Consider the following 18,766-nt stretch of genomic DNA (forward strand, 5'->3'; position numbering starts at 1 on the left):
GAACAAAATTAACATAGTAATTTTGTTTAATTTTGCCAAAGTTTTAACCTGAAACGACATGAATGCTAACGACAGCATAAAAATAGATGAACTGAAAAAGCCTTATTTCGTATGGTTTGAAGAAAACTGGGTTCATGATAATGTTCTTCATCACCATCAGAAAGGCCAGCTTGTGTACGTTGAGAATGGTTTTCAGTATATTACTATTGAAGAAAAAATCTATCTCCTTCCTCAAAATCATGCTGTATGGATACCTCCAAATGCCGTCCACAAAACAAATTCCCATTCTGAAAAGATCAAACTGATGATCATGTTTGCGGAGATCAGTACCAAAGAACCTTTCTACCATGAAGTGAATGTATTCTCTGTTCCTCCAGTTTTGAAGGAAATGATAAAATATGCAGAGAAATGGTCTAAACTGATGACTTCGGATCATAATGAGAACCTATTCCTGAAAGCACTGTTCAACGAACTTCCGCAGTTTGTAGAACATTCTCTGACATTTCATATCAGCCTTCCTAAAGATAAACGTCTTGCTAAAGTCATAGAGCATCTGCACAATCATTACCGCAATGAAATCAAAATGGAAGACCTAAGTGATAAAGCCCTTTTATCTTTCCGTACACTGGAGCGAATTTTCAAAAAAGAAACAGGTCTTACCCTAAGCAAATACCAGCAAATGCTTCGTATCATCAAGAGTCTGGAGCATTTAAGTTCTGGGAATCTTACGATTTCAGAAACAGCTTATGAAGTAGGGTACAAGAGTGTTCAGTCCTATACAAGAAGCTTTCAATCTGTGATGCAGTTCAGGCCAACTGATTTTATTAAAACAATTCAATAGCCGTTTAAAGCAATTACAGAGGCGGGTGAAATATAGAGAAAAAGAGACTTATCGAGATCTTAAAACTTTGAGTATTCCTTTATAGAAAAGCAATTAAGTTATTTTAAAAATGATATAATTCACATTTCAAATCATTTTCCACTTCAACAGCCAATATTCAATTATGACATTATTGAATACAAAAAGGTCTCCACGAATGGAGACCTTAAAAAAACACAAATGATGAAAAAAAATTATTTCGATTCACAAATATAAGCAAAAATCATATTATGCAAAACATTATAAGCTCATTTTTTTTAAAAATTATTTATTTTAAGCAAAAATAACTATTCTCTAAATGATTTTAGTTTTCTTTAAGATTCCGAAATTCTTTATACAAAAACATATCCTGCTAAATATAATTCGCGTCCTGATGAATTGTATGCTGTATTTTATGACAAACAGAGAAGCTGCAAGAAGTGAATTATTATAAAAATAAAGCTTTTCTAAAACAATGTTCAAACAATAGTTTAACTTTTTTGTGACTCTACTCATAAAAATATAAAGAATTTTTGCCGTAATTTCTCCAAAACATATTGCATGAGTCCAAAAAAATTTAAGGGAGTTCCTAAACAAAAATTCGGAGGTTTCCATGATACAGAAACCAGAAAACTATTTGATCAGGATTCCATGTCGCTAAAATTTGAAACATTAAAAGAGAGGTTTTTCTCAGTCAATAAATGGCAAAGTTACTGCGGGGAAGCATTCGCAGCATTTAAACTTTATGATTTCAGCGGACATCCTGTAGATCGTGAACCACAAAAAGGAGATTTTATCAGAATTGATATTCCGGGCCCGGGAGAACCTGAGGCCAAAGGATATGATTGGGTAGAGATTACAGATATCTGCTTCTACGAGAACAGCTTTGCTGAAAGTATAACAATGACTTGCAGACCATCCAGAAATCCGGAAGATAAAAAAAACCGCCATATTGCTCATTTTTACAGTTCCGGAGCAAGCTCTACCTTTATGATATCAAAAAGTCCCGCTCATTTAAAAGCCGCAGTGTACGGACGAAATGAAAGACCTAATCTGAATGCCAAGCTCATTGATGCCATCAGAAATCTACTTATCGCTGCCGGAGGAATGATGGGAGCCGCTAAAATACAATGGAAACAGCTTACCGACGGTTTATTGGATTTTGAATAACCTTTTTCTGCCTTTTTTGATCTAGATCAAAGTTTAGTATTTGTTGTACAGAGACATTTGCACCCGAATATTTTAAACAAAATTTATGAGTACAACATTAGAAAAAGGGCAGACTATTAATTTCTATCAGGCCACCGCTCCCATTATTACTTCGGTATTTGGAGTTTACCTTACGATAGGAGTTGCATTGGGAGTACTTCCCGGGTTTGTTCAGAACACATTAGGTTTTGACAGCATTATTGTGGGGCTTGTCATCGGCCTCCAGTCACTGTCAACACTTTTAACCCGGGCATATTCCGGAAAAATTACAGATACAAAAGGAGCCAAGAAAAGTAAAATGTCCGGTGTGGTATTGGCTGTTATTGCCGGAATTGTTTATGTGCTAGCGTTACTATTTCAAACTCATCCGCTGATGGCACTTGTCTTTCTATTAATAGCAAGGATCATCCATGGTGTGGGTGAAAGTTTCCTGGTTACCGGAGCATTGACGTGGGGAATAGGCCTGACAGGACAGTCCAAATCAGGGAAAGTAATGACGTGGAACGGTATTGCCATGTATGCAGGAATTGCAATCGGAGCACCTATCAGCATCTGGCTAAGTAAAGAATATAATTTGCTGCCTGCTTTTATCCTTATAGCCTTACTTCCGCTTGTAAGCTGGATTTCTACCGCAAAACTCCCTTCCATTCCTGTAGATAAAGATCATGTGCGAACGCCATTTTACAAGGTGATAGGTGCAATATCAGGCCAAGGACTGAGTCTTGCTTTTTCATCAATGGCTTTTGGATGTATTGCTTCTTTTATTGCTCTATTTTTCTCACAAAAGAATTGGGGTGATGTTTCACTTGCCTTTATGGTTTTCGGAATATGTTACGTTCTTACCCGAATTTTATTTGCCTCATTTCCTGATAAATACGGAGGTTTTAAGATTGCTCTGATCTCTCTGATCATCGAAGTGGCAGGACAGCTGCTGATCTGGATATCTGTTTCCAAAACATTAGCCATTATCGGATGTGGATTAACAGGGGTTGGATTTTCATTGGTCTTTCCGGCTTTAGGAGTTCTTGCCATTCAAAAAGTAAAACCACAAATGAGAGGCACAGCATTGGGAGCGTATGTAGCATTCGTTGACCTTTCATTAGGGTTAGCAGGACCAATTGCCGGACTGATAGCCGGTTGGTTTGATTATCAGGCTGTCTATCTTTTCGGGGGCATCAGCTGTATTGTGTCTATGATTATTCTACTATGTAATAAAAAATAAAAATGGAAAATTCTATAATTACTCAGGCAGAGAAAACGAAAAAAATTCGTTCTGCATTTATCGTTAAAAACAAACAATTTATTACTCCACACCTTATCCGTGTGGTATTTGAAATCGATAAAAATCAGGCTGAACTGCTCGCCAATGTCCGCTCCGGTTCTAATAATAAAATTTTTATTCCGGCTGAAGAAGAAAGTACTCCTCTTGTCAGAACCTATACCAACAGGAAGATTGATCTGGAAAACCGGGAATTAAGTATTGATTTTGTCGCCCATGGTGATAACGGTCCGGCTTCTGCCTGGGCATTAAAAGCCAGTCCTGGTGATGTATTAGAAGTAGCAATGAAAGAAAGCACCAGGCCCTTAATTCCTGATGCAGATCTCTATCTGATTGCAGGAGATGCAACTGCACTGCCTGTTATTTGTGCCATAGCAGAACAGCTTCCCTCGTATGTAAGAGCAAAAATAATATTGGAAGTGGCAGATAAAGAAGACGAGCTTATTCTGTGTTCCGCGGCAGATATTTCGGTTGAATGGTTACACAATCCTCATCCGGAAGGGGGAAGCCGGCTCGCAGAAGCTGTAAAATCCGTTCAATTTCCGCCCGTAGATTTGAAAAAATATGTGTATATCGCCGCAGAATATACAACGGTAGATGAACTTCGTACTTATTTTAAAACAACCCTGCAATGGGATCCCTGTGCAATATATGCATGTTCCTATTGGAGAGCGGGGCAATCGGAAGGGAAATCATCTGAAAGCACCTAAGAAGCTTGAACTGCAGTAAGTTTTTAACATATTTATTACTACATTTGCTGCGACTGATTTAAATAAATGGAAGACGTATTAGTTTCATATATTAAAAGCAAAATATCAATAACAGATGAAGAATTGAAAGTTATTCTTTCTTATTTCAAACCTGTCAAATTAAAAAAGAACGAGCTTCTCGTTACCAATGTTCATTCTCCAAAAAAAACATTTTTTGTTGTAAAAGGCTGTTTACGGATATTTTATATTAATAAGGAGGGGCAGGATTCTACAAGATATTTTGCTTTTGAAAATCAGTTTGCTACAGCGCTTCATACCTTTATTACTTCGGAACCTTCTGATGAACTTCTTCAGGCTGTAGAAGATTCGGAGGTATATTATATTACCCATCAGGATTTTTATCATTTATTAGACATTATCCCTCAATGGGAAAAGTTTTACAGAATTTATATTGAAATTGCCTGTATTGCCAACACTAAAAGGCTGATGTCTTTTATGGTGCAGGATGCTCTTGAAAAATACAAACAATTACTGGAAGAGAATCCAATTATTGTACGCCGGCTATCTAATAAGATGGTGGCTTCCTATCTTAATATTTCCCAAGAAACGCTAAGCAGACTGAAGTCAAAACTATGATTTTTTGTTTGATAAATCTAACATTAATTAGAATAGCTAGTATTTATTTAAACTACTTTTAAACTGGCTAAAATTATCAAAAAATTAATACCAGCGCCTGTTTAAGAAAAATTTAAGCCTTATATTTGCACTCATGTTAAAATGGTTCTCCATATTATGCTCGATGATGTATGTGCTGGCTACCACCAATGCGGGGGAAGTACTGAAGGTACCTATGTTTGTGGAACATTTTATGGAATACCAAGGAAGCTTATCAGAATTTGTCATGGAACATTATGATAATCACAAACAGGATTCTGACTGGGATACCGATCAGAAGCTGCCGTTTATCAATCCGCCCATCGTATTGACTGTACATGCCCAGCTTCCGGAACTTACATTCGAAATAAAAAAACCTAAAGAAATTACTGTTTCCAAGAAAAACAGTATCTACAAGGAAAAAGATTTCTCCAATCATTCCCTTTCTCCAATTTTTCAGCCTCCACGACTTTCTTAATTGATTTTATACTGACATTGCTTTAACCTTAAAGCAGTCCATTTATTATTACATATCAATTTAACCTATCGTGCATTATAACTCTGCTTATGATGTCTTTACTACACTTTATTTAAATTTTTCAGGATGATAAGTTTACAATAAAGGACATGAGTTTCAGGTAAACATTCTTAGATATCATGTAGCTCTTGCAATTGTAAAAAATAAAGACTATACAGCTTTTTTAAGACACTCCGGGTTATCAATTAATAGTTTTTTCCATGTTAAATAAAATTATTGAGTTTTCTGTAAAGAATAAACTCATCATTGCTCTGTTTACAGTGGCTCTCATCCTTTTTGGCGTCTATGAAACCACCAAACTACCCATAGATGCCCAACCGGATATCACAAATAATCAGGTTCAGATCATTACAACTGCTCCTTCTTACGGTGCAGCAGATATAGAACGCCTTGTTACATTTCCTATCGAACAGGCCACCAGCAACATTAGCGGAATTACGGAGCTTAGAAGTTTCTCTCGCTTCGGACTCTCATTAGTAACTGTAGTTTTTGATGATAAAACGGATGTCTACTGGGCACGCCAACAGGTTCAGGAGCGTTTACAGCTTGTTCAGGACAATATTCCTGCCGGAATTGGCAAACCAGAGCTGGGACCTATTTCTACCGGATTGGGGGAAATTTTCCAATATGTGGTAAGAGCCAAAAAAGGGTATGAAAATGTCTATGATGAAACTGAACTCAGAACCATTCAGGATTGGGTGGTCAGAAGACAGCTTCTGGGAACGAAAGGAGTAGCAGATGTCAGCAGTTTCGGTGGAAAATTGAAACAATATGAAATTGCCATTAATCCCAACAAGCTTCAGGCATTCAATATCAATATCAACGATGTTTTTGGGGCGTTGGAAAAGAATAACCAAAATACCGGAGGTGCTTATATTGAGAAGAAAGAAACTGTTCTTTTTATTCGCAGCGAAGGGCTTCTTGGAAGTACCGAAGATATCGGAAATATTCAGGTGGCAGAAACCCAAGAAGGTATTCCGGTACATATTAAAGACGTTGCTTCCGTGAAGATAGGTTATGCAACAAGGTATGGCGCCATGACGTATAATGATACGGGAGAAGTATCCGGAGCTATTGTTCTGATGCTGAAAGGGGAGAATGCCAATGTAGTGATTGGAAATATCAAACAAAGACTGGAAAAAATTCAGGAATCATTACCTGAAGGAGTGGTGATTGAACCTTTCCTTGACCGTGCTAAAATGGTAAACAACACCATCAGTACAGTAAAAACAAACCTAATGGAAGGAGCTTTGATTGTTGTTTTCATTCTGGTTTTGTTCTTAGGAAATTTTAGAGCAGGATTACTGGTGGCATCTGTAATTCCTTTAGCGATGCTTTTCGCGATTATTATGATGAATATTTTCGGTGTAGGAGGGAATCTGATGAGCCTTGGAGCGCTTGATTTCGGACTTATCGTAGACGGAGCTGTTATCATTGTAGAAGCGGTACTGCACCAGCTGGCTCACAAAAAGCATTTTGGAAAAGATAATATGCTCAGCAAAAAAGAAATGGATGACCAGGTTTCCGGTTCTGCTACCAAAATGGTTAACAGTGCGGTTTTCGGCCAGATCATTATCTTGATTGTATATCTTCCTATTTTTACACTTCAGGGGATTGAAGGAAAAATGTTTAAGCCAATGGCTCAGACTGTTGCTTTTGCACTGATTGGTGCATTTATTCTTTCCCTTACTTATATTCCTATGATGAGCTCTCTGGTACTGAGCAGAAAGAAAAAAGAAAAAGAAAATATTTCAGACCAAGTAATGGGCAAAGTGGAAACAGGCCACCGGAAATTCCTGATAAAGGCCCTTAAATATAGAAAAACCATTATCCTGGGAGTATTGGCTCTGTTTGTTGGTGCTGTTGTTACCCTTTCCAGGATGGGTGGAGAATTCATTCCGTCTTTGGAAGAAGGTGATTTTGCAGTTGAAATGAGAATCCTTCAGGGAAGCAATATTAATGAAACAAAGAAAGCCACCACACAGGCCGGACATATCCTTTTAACACAGTTTCCTGAAGTAGAAAAGGTGGTAATGAAAATTGGCAGTGCAGAAATTCCTACAGAACCTATGCCAATGGATTCCGGAGATATGATTATTGTTTTAAAACCTAAAAAGGAATGGTCTTCTGCAAAAACATTTCCTGAACTTTCTGATAAAATGAGTAAGGCATTAAGTGTTATTCCGGGATTGACAACCAGTTTCCAATTCCCTGTACAAATGCGTTTCAATGAACTGATGACTGGTGCCAGGCAGGATGTGGTATGCAAAATCTATGGTGAAGATCTGGACAGTCTTGCTGCCTATGCAAAGAAGATGGGAAGCATCATCAATTCAGTAAAAGGAGCTCAGGATCTTTATATTGAACCTGTGGTAGGCGCTCCGCAAGTTGTGATTGATTATAACCGTTCTGAACTGTCCCGATATAATATTTCGGTAGCAGATATCAACAGAGTGATCAATATGGCTTTTGCCGGCCAGACAGCAGGTGCTTTATATGAAGGTGAGAAGAAGTTTGATATCGTTGTCCGAATGGATAATGAGCATAAAAAAGACATCACAAGCATCCGGAATCTTTTGGTGCCTACCGCTTCAGGAGAACAGGTTCCTTTATCACAGCTAGCTAAAGTAGAGCTTAAAAACAGTCCGAACCAGATTCAGAGAGAAGATACCAAAAGAAGAATTATCGTAGGCTTTAACGTAAGAGGAAGGGATGTTCAAAGTATTGTGGAAGAACTTCAGCAAAAGGCAGGTAAAAACCTGAAACTGTCACCTGGATATACTGTTTCTTATGGAGGAGCTTTTGAAAATTTAAATGAAGCTAAAACCAGACTGGGAATAGCAGTTCCTATTTCATTAGTGATGATCTTCCTGTTGCTGTTCTTTGCTTTCGGTTCTGTAAAACACAGCTTGCTGATTTATACTGCCATACCACTATCAGCAATAGGAGGTGTTTATTTTCTGGCATTGAGAGGAATGCCATTCAGCATCAGTGCAGGAGTAGGATTTATCGCATTATTTGGAGTTGCAGTACTTAATGGAATTGTTTTGATATCAGAATTTAACCGATTGAAAAAGAATGGAATAACCAACACCAGCAGGATTGTACTGATAGGGACAAAAATCAGGCTTCGTCCGGTTTTAATGACTGCTTTTGTGGCTTCTTTAGGATTTCTTCCTATGGCAATCAGCAACGGTGCCGGAGCAGAAGTACAGAGACCTTTGGCCACCGTTGTTATTGGCGGTTTGATGCTCGCCACACTTTTAACCCTTTTTGTGCTTCCTATTTTATACGTTTTGTTTGAAAATATAAATAAAGATAAAATGAAATTCTCTAAAAAAACCAATTATAAAAAACTGTCAGTCTTCATATTGCTGATCTCTTTCGGAAGTTTTCAGGCTCAGGAAAACATTACTTATGACCAAGCTTTGGAAATGGCCTATCATCAGAATGGCACCCTTAAAAACTCAAAATTAATATCAGATTATCAGGAAAAACTCAAAGCCAGCTATCTGGATATTCCGCAGCTGGAAGTTACAGGAGGGTTTGGGCAGATTCAGGGAGAGGAAACCGACAATTCATTCGGAATCTCTCAAAGATTCAGCTTTCCTACAGTATATTCAAAGAGAAAACAGATGCTGGATGCAGAATGGTCTGCCAGTATCATCAATCAAAATTTGACCAAAGCACAGTTGTCCAAAGAGGTTACAGACGTTTTCTACAGGATATTGGTGCTTCAGGAAAAGAAAAAAGTATTGGAATACATCGGCCAGATGTACAATAATTTTGCTGACAAGGCCGGACTAAGATTAAAAAAAGGAGAAGCCAACATTCTGGAGGAATCAACCGCTGAAATCCAGAAAGAACAGGTGAAAGTACAGCTGAACACTCTTGAAAATGATCTGAATGTGGCAAAACTCCAGCTTCAGGTTTTACTTCAGTCCGAAACTTCTTACCAACCTGTTGCGGATAAACCAATGATGAATATCGGCCTTCAGATTTCCGAGGAGATGGTAAAACAACATCCTGAACTTCAGTATCTACAGCAACAGATCAAAGTAGTAGAGGCGGAAGTACAGCTGGAGAAGAGCAGACTTCTCCCGGACCTTCTTGTTGGGTATACCAATCAGAGCATGAAAAACATCAACAATAACCGTTTCAATTCAGTTCAGGTGGGTGTGGGAATTCCATTGTTTACAAAAGGACAAAGGGCTATGGCAAAGGCTGCACAGGCAAAAATTGCAATCTCCGAAAATCAATATCAGCGAAAAGAAATTGAACTTAAAAACAGATTGAGACAACAGCTGAATAATTATATGAACCAACAGAAAATCATTGAAAATTATGAACAAAAACAACTTCCAAGATCCGAAACTATTTTAAAAACTGCGCAAAGACAAATGGAAACAGGAGAGATTGATTATCTGGATTGGGTGATATTGGTGAACCAGGCCGTAAAAACCAAAGCAGACTATATTGATCAGCTGGAAAGACTGAATCAGATCAGTGCAGAACTTAATTTCTTAATTTCAAAATAACAACGTCATGCATTTCAAGAATATATCAATATACAGCCTTGTTTTAATTCTTACTTTATCTTCATGTTCAGGAAAAAAAGAGGAAGAAAAAACGGTTTACGAAAACACAAAATTTACAAAAAACAATAAAAACTCGGTTCATCTTACGGAAAAACAGTTTCAATCTGTAGGATTGACAACAACCACTATTCAGAACAGAAATATGGAAAAACTGATACGGCTGAACGGAAAAGCAGACATTGCACCTTCCCACATCAGTTCGGTTTCAAGTATTATGGGCGGGCACATTAAATCTATTAACGTAATTAATGGAAGTCATTTCAATAAAGGACAGGTTTTGGCAGTTGTTGAAGATCCGCAGTTCATACAGCTTCAGCAGGATTATCTGGTGACAAAAGCACAGCTTGAAGCCGCAAGACTGAACTTTAACCGTCAGAAAGACCTTAATACAAGCAAAGCCAGCAGTGATAAGACCATGCAGACTGCTCAGGCAGATTATTCTACCCTGACTGCTACTTTAAAAGGGCTCGAAGAAAAGCTGAGAATCATTGGAATCAATACCAAAGGTTTGCATACCGGAAATATCAGAAGTAAGATCAATATTTATGCTCCGTTTACCGGTTTTGTAAGCAAAATTCTTGTGAACAACGGACAATACATCAATCCGGCTGATACTTTATTTGAACTCATTAATCCAGCTGGATTACTTTTAGAACTAAAGATTTTTGAAAACGATGTGAATGATGTAAAAGTAGGGCAGGAAATTTTGGTCTACAACAATCAGAATCCTGATATAAAATCCAATGCCAGAATTGTCAGCGTGGTTCCAAACATTGAAAACGGAGGCTCTGCAAATGCTGTTGCCAAATTATCTTCTGTAAATTCTGAATTTGTAAAAGGAATGTACGTGAATGCCGAAGTGAATATCAGCAGCCATTACACACAAGGACTTCCCAACGAAACCATAGTATCTTTTGAAAATAAAAATTATATTTTTGAAGATCTTGGAAAATTCAACTACAAAATGATTCCCGTAGTGACCGGAATTTCAGATGATCAGTTTACAGAGGTATTAAAAGCAGATTTTTTAAAGGACAAGAAGATAGTACAAAAAGGAGCTTACAGCCTTCTGATGATGCTCAAAAACAAAGCGGAATAGCTTAAATACATATCATAGAATCAAAAGATCAGTCGAAAGATTGATCTTTTTGCTTTGTAAAGTGCTTCATCATAAAGCTTCTTCAGAGACAAAGTCGCATTTTTTACTCTCTCAAAATGAACATTAGAATCACTATTACTCTGCGTTAAAAATATAAAACATGACATTTGACATGTTTTACATATTGAGAAATACTATTTGATGCATAATTCATTTTAAAATAATATTTTTAAGGAGTGAATAGTTGTAAAGGATTTTTAGATGAATTATAAAAAGAACTTTTATCAAAACTTTATGACAAAAAAATCTTTGCACAACTTCCATATTCCGGTAATGGGACTGGCTTACACAATAGACAGCCCAATCCGTGTTGCACAATATGGAATTTCTTCTGTGATCTCCATCATTGATGATGAAATCCTGGAAAAGATGAAAAACTTTTATAATAAAAAGTTTAATCTCGACTATTTTGGAATCTCAACAAAGACAGATGACTACAGGGCAAGAAGAGTTACTGCCTATCTGGATATGGTGGATGATATCGTGAATGAAAAATTTGAATCTTTCAAACAGGAAATCAGCAAAAACAAAGAGGCTTTAAAAGACTTCATAGCCATACTTCCGAATACTTCGGATCTTAAAACAAGTCTTCAGAATCTTATTAATCAAAAAGATAATTGGAGCTCCAATATTAAAAACTTCATAGAATCCAACCTGAGACCTGGAAGTATTGACGTCAATATCATGACGAAAGTAGATAAAGAGAATTATAAGAACAATGAACAGCTTCCTGTTATGTATAACGATGCCCACGCTTCACTACGGGGATTTGCCAAAAGCAAACTATCATCATCAATGGTTCTTTCTGCAGGAATGAATCCTCGTCTGTACAGCTATATGGAAGAATTTGAAGACTTTTTCCCGGATGAAAACGGAAAGATTAAAAAGAAAATCATTCTTAAAGTAAGTGACTTCCGTTCTGCAATGATCCAGGGAAATTTTCTGGCTAAAAAAGGATTGTGGGTTTCAGAATATAGAATAGAATCCGGATTGAACTGTGGAGGACATGCCTTTGCAACTGAAGGAATGCTTCTTGGGCCGATCATGGAAGAGTTTAAACAGAAAAAAAATGATCTGGTACAGTCAGCGCATACCTTAATGACAGCCGCTTTGGAACAAAAAGGGAAGCCTATTGTTTCCGAGCCTCTGGAAATGAAAATTACCGTTCAGGGTGGAGTAGGAACTTCCGAAGAACATGAGTTTTTATTGGCTAATTATAATGTAGACAGTGTAGGATGGGGCTCACCGTTTTTACTGGTACCTGAAGCTACTTCGGTAGATACTGAAACCAGGAATCTGCTTGTGAAATCAAAAGAGCAGGATTTGTACCTGAGTAATATTTCTCCCTTGGGAGTCCCTTTCAACACGGTAAAAGGAACTTCCAACGAAACATTGAAGTATGAAAAAGAAGCCAGAGGAAAATACGGCAGTTCCTGTCCCAAAAAACTTCTGGCATTAAGCAAAGAATTCTCACCGGAAGGAATCTGTACCGCTTCCAAAAAATATCAGGATATAAAACTGAAAGAATTGTATGCTGATCAGGAAATATTAACAGAAAAGGAGTTCGATAAAAGAAAGTCTCAAATTACTGATAAAGCCTGCCTGTGTGTAGGACTTGTGAATGCAGCATATATGGAACAGAATCTTGAAATAAAAGGTGAAAAACAGGGCGTTGTAATATGTCCCGGACCCAATATTGCCTTTTTTGATAAAGAAGTTTCACTTTCGGAAATGGTAAAACATATTTATGGAAACACCAACATTCTTTCCAATACTCAACGTCCGAATATGTTCATCAACGAACTGAAAATGTATGTTGACTATCTGAGGAAGGAAATTACAGAATCATCAGTACAGATTACCCATTCCCAGACAAAAAAATGGAATGCTTTCAAAAAGAATGTACTTGAAGGAATAGAATATTATCATGATCTTTTTAAAGGATCATCATTCTTCAGCAACGGTTTATCAACCATCAACCTGCAATTACAGGAATATAAACTCCAGCTTACCGCTATTGAGATTCCGCAGATTGAAAAATAACCGTATTTTTAATTGATAGATAATAAAAACAGCTTTTAAATGGGGCTGTTTTTATTTTTTTGAGCTGTTTTGTTGGAAAAACCATATAACACAATGCTGGTAAGATTTCTTTGCGCCTTTACGTCTTCCGACATAGATGATAGTCAAAAAAACTTAGGAAACATCAGTATTTCCATTTATAATAACTATAGCGGGAATGGCTATTTTGAATATTCTCAAGGCTTAATATTCCTTACCTTAGAGCTCACTTAGTAAAATTATTTTTATGGAAAAAAGAAAAATCAAAAACACCGATTTAACGATTGCGCCAATCAATTTCGGAGGAAATGTTTTTGGATGGACGCTGGATGAAAAACAGTCTTTTGATATACTGGACCGCTTTGCAGAAGCAGGATTCAATTTTGTAGACACTGCAGATACATATTCATGGTGGGTAAACGGAAAAGGAGGACAATCTGAAGAGATCATCGGAAAGTGGATGAAAAGCCGTTCCAACCGTAATGATATCGTTTTGGCAACAAAAGTAGGTTCTGAAACGAAAGAGCATGGCTATGACATCAGCAGAAAGCATATTTTAAAATCTGTAGATGAATCTCTGCAAAGGCTTCAGACAGATCATATTGATCTTTATTATACTCATTTTGATGATAATATTACTCCGGTAGAAGAAACCCTTTCTGCTTATGATGAGATCATTAAGGCTGGAAAAGTACGCTATATTGCGGCTTCCAATTTATCACCAAAACGTTTGAAAGCATCATTTGAAGCTGCAGAAAAGAATAATCTTCCTAAATATGTTGCATTACAGCCTCATTATAACCTGATGGAAAGGGAGGGCTTTGAAGGAAATTATGTACCTCTGGCAGAGCAGTTTGATTTAAGTGTATTCCCGTATTGGTCTCTTGCAGCAGGTTTTCTAACAGGTAAATATCGTGATGAAGCAGATCTTGCAAAAAGTGCGAGAGGTGAGGGAGTAAGAAAGTATTTAAACCCTAAAGGGCTTGAAGTTTTAAAAGCACTGGATCAGGTAAGTGCAAAGCATAATACCACCCAGGGAACGGTTTCTCTTGCTTGGCTGTTATCTAATCCTCTGATTACAGCACCTATTGTAAGTGCCACGAGTGCATCACAGCTTGAAACGGTATTCAATGCACCAAAACTTATTTTGGATCAGGAAGATATTGATCTGCTGAATAAAGCAAGCAACTAATTTTTTCAACTTTCATTATAGACTAAAATTAAATCCGTTCATTGCTGAACGGATTTTTTATTATTTGACGACGCTAACCACCCCGTCAAATCTGTTGATTTGGCACCCCTCCAAAGGAGGGGAATTCAGGTTTTCGGTTGTTATATTCTGTTATAAATATTAATCAGAATATTCTTTCAACAGCTGTCTGTAGCTCATCAATATTGAAGATTTTGAAATAAAGCCTACAAAATCATTATTCTCACTCACTACCGGAAGATTCCATACGCCTGTATCATCAAAGGTCTGAAGAATATCCAGAGGCTTATTTTCACGGTGAAGTATAGCCGTGGGAGTTTTCATAATCTGGGCAACGAGCTGGGAAGCATCCATTTCTTTGTTAAAAAGATAAGGCCTTATATCATCCAGTGTAAGAATTCCCTTCAGCTTTCTCTGATCATCTACAACGGCAAAAATATTTTTATCACCATTCTTTACCATTTCAAATAGTTCAGTAACAGCAGCATTTAGATTAATGGTCTGAGAATACTGATCAATAAAATCTTCCGTTCTTAAAGCAAAAAGAAGGTTTTTATCATGTTTATTGGTCAATATCTTTCCTTCATCTGCCAGAGATTTCAGTTCGGGGGAAATAGGGGAGAACCATTTAGCAATAAGGTAAGACATTACAGAAACAATCATCAGAGGGATAAACAGGTCATATCCGAAACTGGATTCTGCAATCAGAAATATTGCAGTAAGAGGGGCATACAATACACCGCTCATCGCTCCGGCCATTCCTACCAATACAAGATTTGTTACAGGAACATCTGTAAAACCTATGTGCTGGCAAACCAAGGCAAATAAGTATCCTAGAGTTCCACCTGCAAAAAGGGACGGAGCAAAATTACCTCCGTTACCACCACTGAATATGGTAAAAGAAGTGGCAAATGCTTTTAAAAGCAATACCAGAATTAGAAATACAATAATTGTCCAGTCTCCGATCTCAAAATACCTGAAAAAACTGTTTTCAATAATAGAATGGGTATTCCCGTTGGTAAATGCTTTCACGGTCTCATATCCTTCTCCGAATAAGGGAGGAAAAAGAACACATAATAATGAGAGTATAGCTCCTCCAAACATTGCCTTACGCATTCTGGAAAGCTGAAGCCCTTTTATAAAATGCTCTACTTTTTGGGAAACAACCACAAAATAACGGGCATACAAACCCGTTACAAGTCCTAAAATAAGATAATAAGGAACATTTTTATAATTGAACGGCTCTCTTGTATAAAACCTGAAAAGAATATCTTCCTGAAGTAAAATCCTCGACAAAAGACTTCCGCAGACTGCTGCCACAACCAAAGGAATAAAATCTGTAAAAACGACTCCGGTCAACAGAATTTCAAACGCAAACATAATCCCTGCAATAGGAGCATTGAATGCAGAAGCAATTCCCGCTGTAGCACCGGCAGCCAGCAATAAAGTTCGTTCTTTGTAACTTAATCTATAGGTCTGCGCATAGTTTGAACCAATGGCAGCTCCGGTAACGGCAATAGGGCTCTCCAATCCTGCAGAACCTCCCAAACCTACAGTAACCGCACTCTGTATCACCTGGGAATACATTTTAACAGAAGCTACAATACTTGAATTCTGTGCAATTTCATACAGAATAGCCCCGATACCTTTACGGTCCTGTCCTTTGAACAACGTCAGAACGATCATTGTGGTAAGAACAATTCCTAAAAAAGGAAAAACAATATAGAATAGTATCTGATATTCAAAGTGAACTTTGTTGGTAATAAAATTGTGAATATTATGTACCAGTGTTTTCAGAATAACCCCAGCTAGACCCGCCGTACAGCCTACCAGAATTCCGGAAAGAACAAGAAACTGATTTCTGCTCAGCCTGTTGTTCAGCCAGTGCAGAATAAGCTCATAGCTGCGTGCTTTTTCCAATCCGTATTTCTGGAAATCTCTTTTAAATTTAAGGAAGCTCAGGTACTTTTTTTTGTTGTGAATTTTCACCTTAGAAACATTTTTATGCTGTTATGAATAGATACAGCTCCGTAAATTTATGAAATATCTTACAAAAACACCTAAAAAGACTTTTCTCAAATTCTGTTCATGAACTTTATTTCTGATAATATTTATCCTGTTTTCTTAGAGTTAGCCGGCAATAATAATCCCGCAGCTATTTTTTCGGAAAGAGAATAAGCCTGATGGATGGATTATTGGTAATAAACAGGCGGAACCAATCTACTGCCAGCTGAATTTTATTTTTGAAACTTACCAGAGGAATAATGTGAATGAAAAGCCAGGTGAGCCATGCTGTAAATCCTTGAAATGAATGCTTTGGAAGATCTACCACAGCATTGTATTTTGAAATAATAGCCATACTGCCTTTATCATTGTACCGGAATTGTTCCAGAACTTTTCCGTCTTCAATCCGTTTAAAATTGGCAGCAAGATTTTTACCCTGCTGGATGGCAACCTGGGCGAGCTGAGGATGACCATTCGGGTATTTTTCTTCAGCCAGCATTAAAGAAAGGTCTCCCAGTGCATAGATATTGGTAGTACCTTCTACTTTATTATAGGCATCCACTAAAACCCGTCTTCCTTTTCCAACACTTTCTTCCGGCAATCCCGGGATTTCTTTTCCTATCACCCCGGAAGTCCAGATCAGGGTTTCTGTCTCAATAGAGTTTCCGTCACTTAGTATGACTTTATTGTCTGTATAATCTTTTACAGAAATGTTCAGCAGAATTTTAACGCCTAATTCTTTCAGTTTTTCATAGGCCGTTTCCTGAGCCAGTCGGCTCATCGGTGAAAGTAAAGTAGGCAGGGCATCAATTAGATAAAGGTTAGATAGCCCCATTTTTATTTCAGGATATTCTTTCTGTGCAATGTAGTGTCCCATTTCGGCCAGCATCCCTGCCAGTTCAACTCCTGTAGGACCACCTCCGGCAATAACAATATTCTGAAGTTTTTCGGCTTCTTTAATGTCTTTATTCCGGGCAGCTTTTTCCAGGGTCAGCAGAATATGATTTCTCAGATAAAGAGCCTCTTCTATATTTTTCATGGGCAGAGCACATTTCTTTACATTCTCCATTCCAAAGAAATTAGACTCTGTTCCTAAAGCCAGTACCAGATAATCATAGTTCAGGTTTCCTGTATCAGTTTCTATTGTTTTATTTTCAGGATTTACTTTCAGCAGGCTCCCCATATGAAATTTCACATGTTTATCGTTTGAGAACAGTTTTCTGAAAGGATAGCTGATATTGGAAGCTTCTATAAAGGAAGTAGCAACCTGATAGATGAGTGGCGGGAAAAAATGATAATTGTTTTTATCAACCAGAGTTATTCTGAACCTTTTATCATTTTTGAGAGATTTGATAAGATTGATGCCCGCAAATCCTCCTCCTACGATTAGAATATGCTTTTTCATTGTAAGTTATTATTGAAATAGTATACTGAAACTGATTCAATAACAGGACCAAAGGAGTGTCAATAGAAATATTTAACATAATGTTTAAAACAACAAGACGTACTTAATTTTATGAGAAGCAAGAGTTTCAGGGTTTGCTCTCTATTTTTCTTTTTAACGTTTCCGATGATGCAACACGATGTTTGCAGCCTGTTTAAGAATCCAACATTCTAAGTATATTAATATGAAAACGACTATTTTAACAGAAAAATAACAACTGATCTATGAGAAAGCACAGGTTCCGAGGAAAATAAATAGTTGCAGTGGCTCTTGTATGTTTATTTATTTAAATTCAAAATTTCTTCAAAATTTAATGATAGTTTTATAGCATGAAAATCCTAATCGTTGAAGACGAAGCAGCGCTTACCCAAAGTATTTCCGAATATCTGTCCGGAGAAAACTATCTCTGTGAAACGGCCAGTACATTCAGTGAAGCAATGGACAAAATAGAGACATTTGACTATGACTGCATTTTACTTGACATTATGCTTCCAGACGGCAATGGTCTTAAAATTTTAGAAGCATTAAAAAAACAGCAGAAACAGGACGGTGTTATCATTATTTCTGCCAAGAATGCCCTGGACGATAAAATTGAAGGTTTGAAGCTGGGTGCTGATGATTATCTCACTAAGCCTTTTCACCTTTCTGAACTGATGGCAAGGGTATATTCTATCATCCGGCGGAAACAGTTCAGCAGTTCCAATGTAGTAAAACAGAATGAACTTCAGATTGATCTGCTGGCTAAAACAGTTGCTGTAAACGATGAAGTCATTTCATTAACTAAAAAGGAATTTGATCTCTTAATTTATTTTATCGGGAATAGAAATAAGGTCATCTCCAAAAGTACACTGGCAGAACACCTTTCCGGAGACCTTGCAGATATGCTTGACAATCATGATTTTGTATACGCTCATGTGAAAAACCTTAAGAAAAAACTGTATGACGCCGGATGCGGACATTATCTGAAAACAGTGTACGGAACGGGATATAAGTGGGAAAGCTAGAATAATTATGAATTGTTATGAGTGAAAATAAAAATGT

13 protein-coding genes are annotated in these 18,766 nt (G+C 37.3%); 11 read left to right on the top strand and 2 right to left on the bottom strand.

Going from position 1 to position 18,766, the window contains the following annotated elements; genetic code table 11:
• Positions 1 to 58 precede the first annotated feature (58 nt).
• From KIK00_RS04390 to KIK00_RS04435, 10 genes are all read left to right on the top strand, one after another.
• Positions 59 to 841, top strand: coding sequence for an AraC family transcriptional regulator (locus KIK00_RS04390; RefSeq protein ID WP_255815350.1), 783 nt, complete (start codon positions 59 to 61; stop codon positions 839 to 841).
• Positions 842 to 1,420: 579 nt separating this feature from the next.
• Positions 1,421 to 2,029 carry a hypothetical protein gene (locus tag KIK00_RS04395; protein ID WP_255815351.1) on the top strand — a complete coding sequence of 203 codons (609 nt, stop codon included), beginning with the start codon at positions 1,421 to 1,423 and terminating at the stop codon, positions 2,027 to 2,029.
• 85 nt (positions 2,030 to 2,114) lie between these two features.
• Positions 2,115 to 3,290, top strand: coding sequence for an MFS transporter (locus KIK00_RS04400; protein WP_255815353.1), 1,176 nt, complete (start codon positions 2,115 to 2,117; stop codon positions 3,288 to 3,290).
• 2 nt (positions 3,291 to 3,292) lie between these two features.
• Entirely contained in the window at positions 3,293 to 4,057 is a 765-nt protein-coding gene (locus KIK00_RS04405) for a siderophore-interacting protein (protein ID WP_255815355.1), read from the top strand.
• 66 nt (positions 4,058 to 4,123) lie between these two features.
• A complete protein-coding gene (locus KIK00_RS04410; protein ID WP_047423014.1) occupies positions 4,124 to 4,693 on the top strand; it encodes a Crp/Fnr family transcriptional regulator in 570 nt (189 codons plus the stop codon).
• A 133-nt stretch (positions 4,694 to 4,826) separates the two neighbouring features.
• Complete coding sequence (locus KIK00_RS04415; RefSeq protein WP_255815357.1) at positions 4,827 to 5,189, top strand: hypothetical protein; 363 nt, start codon at positions 4,827 to 4,829, stop codon at positions 5,187 to 5,189.
• A gap of 260 nt (positions 5,190 to 5,449) precedes the next feature.
• Positions 5,450 to 9,787 (top strand): CusA/CzcA family heavy metal efflux RND transporter, encoded by a 4,338-nt coding sequence (locus KIK00_RS04420; RefSeq protein WP_255815358.1) that lies wholly within the window; start codon positions 5,450 to 5,452, stop codon positions 9,785 to 9,787.
• 7 nt (positions 9,788 to 9,794) lie between these two features.
• Positions 9,795 to 10,946: an efflux RND transporter periplasmic adaptor subunit gene (locus tag KIK00_RS04425; protein WP_255815359.1), complete on the top strand. Its 1,152-nt coding sequence runs from the start codon at positions 9,795 to 9,797 to the stop codon at positions 10,944 to 10,946.
• A 294-nt stretch (positions 10,947 to 11,240) separates the two neighbouring features.
• Positions 11,241 to 13,049: a hypothetical protein gene (locus KIK00_RS04430; protein ID WP_255815360.1), complete on the top strand. Its 1,809-nt coding sequence runs from the start codon at positions 11,241 to 11,243 to the stop codon at positions 13,047 to 13,049.
• Between the two features lie 265 nt (positions 13,050 to 13,314).
• Positions 13,315 to 14,259, top strand: coding sequence for an aldo/keto reductase (locus KIK00_RS04435; RefSeq protein WP_255815362.1), 945 nt, complete (start codon positions 13,315 to 13,317; stop codon positions 14,257 to 14,259).
• A 159-nt stretch (positions 14,260 to 14,418) separates the two neighbouring features.
• Here the strand turns inward: KIK00_RS04435 and KIK00_RS04440 are convergent, their stop codons facing one another.
• Both KIK00_RS04440 and KIK00_RS04445 read right to left on the bottom strand, forming a co-directional pair.
• Positions 14,419 to 16,266 (bottom strand): chloride channel protein, encoded by a 1,848-nt coding sequence (locus KIK00_RS04440; RefSeq protein WP_255815363.1) that lies wholly within the window; start codon positions 16,264 to 16,266, stop codon positions 14,419 to 14,421.
• A gap of 166 nt (positions 16,267 to 16,432) precedes the next feature.
• Complete coding sequence (locus tag KIK00_RS04445; RefSeq protein ID WP_255815364.1) at positions 16,433 to 17,686, bottom strand: NAD(P)/FAD-dependent oxidoreductase; 1,254 nt, start codon at positions 17,684 to 17,686, stop codon at positions 16,433 to 16,435.
• A 368-nt stretch (positions 17,687 to 18,054) separates the two neighbouring features.
• Between KIK00_RS04445 and KIK00_RS04450 the strand changes: the two genes are divergently transcribed.
• Positions 18,055 to 18,729, top strand: coding sequence for a response regulator transcription factor (locus KIK00_RS04450; RefSeq protein WP_255815365.1), 675 nt, complete (start codon positions 18,055 to 18,057; stop codon positions 18,727 to 18,729).
• The last annotated feature ends 37 nt before the right edge of the window (positions 18,730 to 18,766 follow it).

Source organism: Chryseobacterium sp. MA9, assembly GCF_024399315.1.
In the GTDB taxonomy this organism is placed as follows: Bacteria; Bacteroidota; Bacteroidia; order Flavobacteriales; family Weeksellaceae; genus Chryseobacterium.

Excerpts from the sequence above, each read along its gene's own strand:
- KIK00_RS04390 (WP_255815350.1), top strand. The coding sequence starts at position 59 with ATGAATGCTAACGACAGCATAAAAATAGATGAACTGAAAAAGCCTTAT.
- KIK00_RS04430 (WP_255815360.1), top strand. The coding sequence starts at position 11,241 with ATGACAAAAAAATCTTTGCACAACTTCCATATTCCGGTAATGGGACTG.
- KIK00_RS04405 (WP_255815355.1), top strand. The coding sequence starts at position 3,293 with ATGGAAAATTCTATAATTACTCAGGCAGAGAAAACGAAAAAAATTCGT.
- KIK00_RS04450 (WP_255815365.1), top strand. The coding sequence starts at position 18,055 with ATGAAAATCCTAATCGTTGAAGACGAAGCAGCGCTTACCCAAAGTATT.
- KIK00_RS04415 (WP_255815357.1), top strand. The coding sequence starts at position 4,827 with ATGTTAAAATGGTTCTCCATATTATGCTCGATGATGTATGTGCTGGCT.
- KIK00_RS04400 (WP_255815353.1), top strand. The coding sequence starts at position 2,115 with ATGAGTACAACATTAGAAAAAGGGCAGACTATTAATTTCTATCAGGCC.
- KIK00_RS04445 (WP_255815364.1), bottom strand. The coding sequence starts at position 17,686 with ATGAAAAAGCATATTCTAATCGTAGGAGGAGGATTTGCGGGCATCAAT.
- KIK00_RS04395 (WP_255815351.1), top strand. The coding sequence starts at position 1,421 with ATGAGTCCAAAAAAATTTAAGGGAGTTCCTAAACAAAAATTCGGAGGT.
- KIK00_RS04410 (WP_047423014.1), top strand. The coding sequence starts at position 4,124 with ATGGAAGACGTATTAGTTTCATATATTAAAAGCAAAATATCAATAACA.
- KIK00_RS04425 (WP_255815359.1), top strand. The coding sequence starts at position 9,795 with ATGCATTTCAAGAATATATCAATATACAGCCTTGTTTTAATTCTTACT.
- KIK00_RS04420 (WP_255815358.1), top strand. The coding sequence starts at position 5,450 with ATGTTAAATAAAATTATTGAGTTTTCTGTAAAGAATAAACTCATCATT.
- KIK00_RS04435 (WP_255815362.1), top strand. The coding sequence starts at position 13,315 with ATGGAAAAAAGAAAAATCAAAAACACCGATTTAACGATTGCGCCAATC.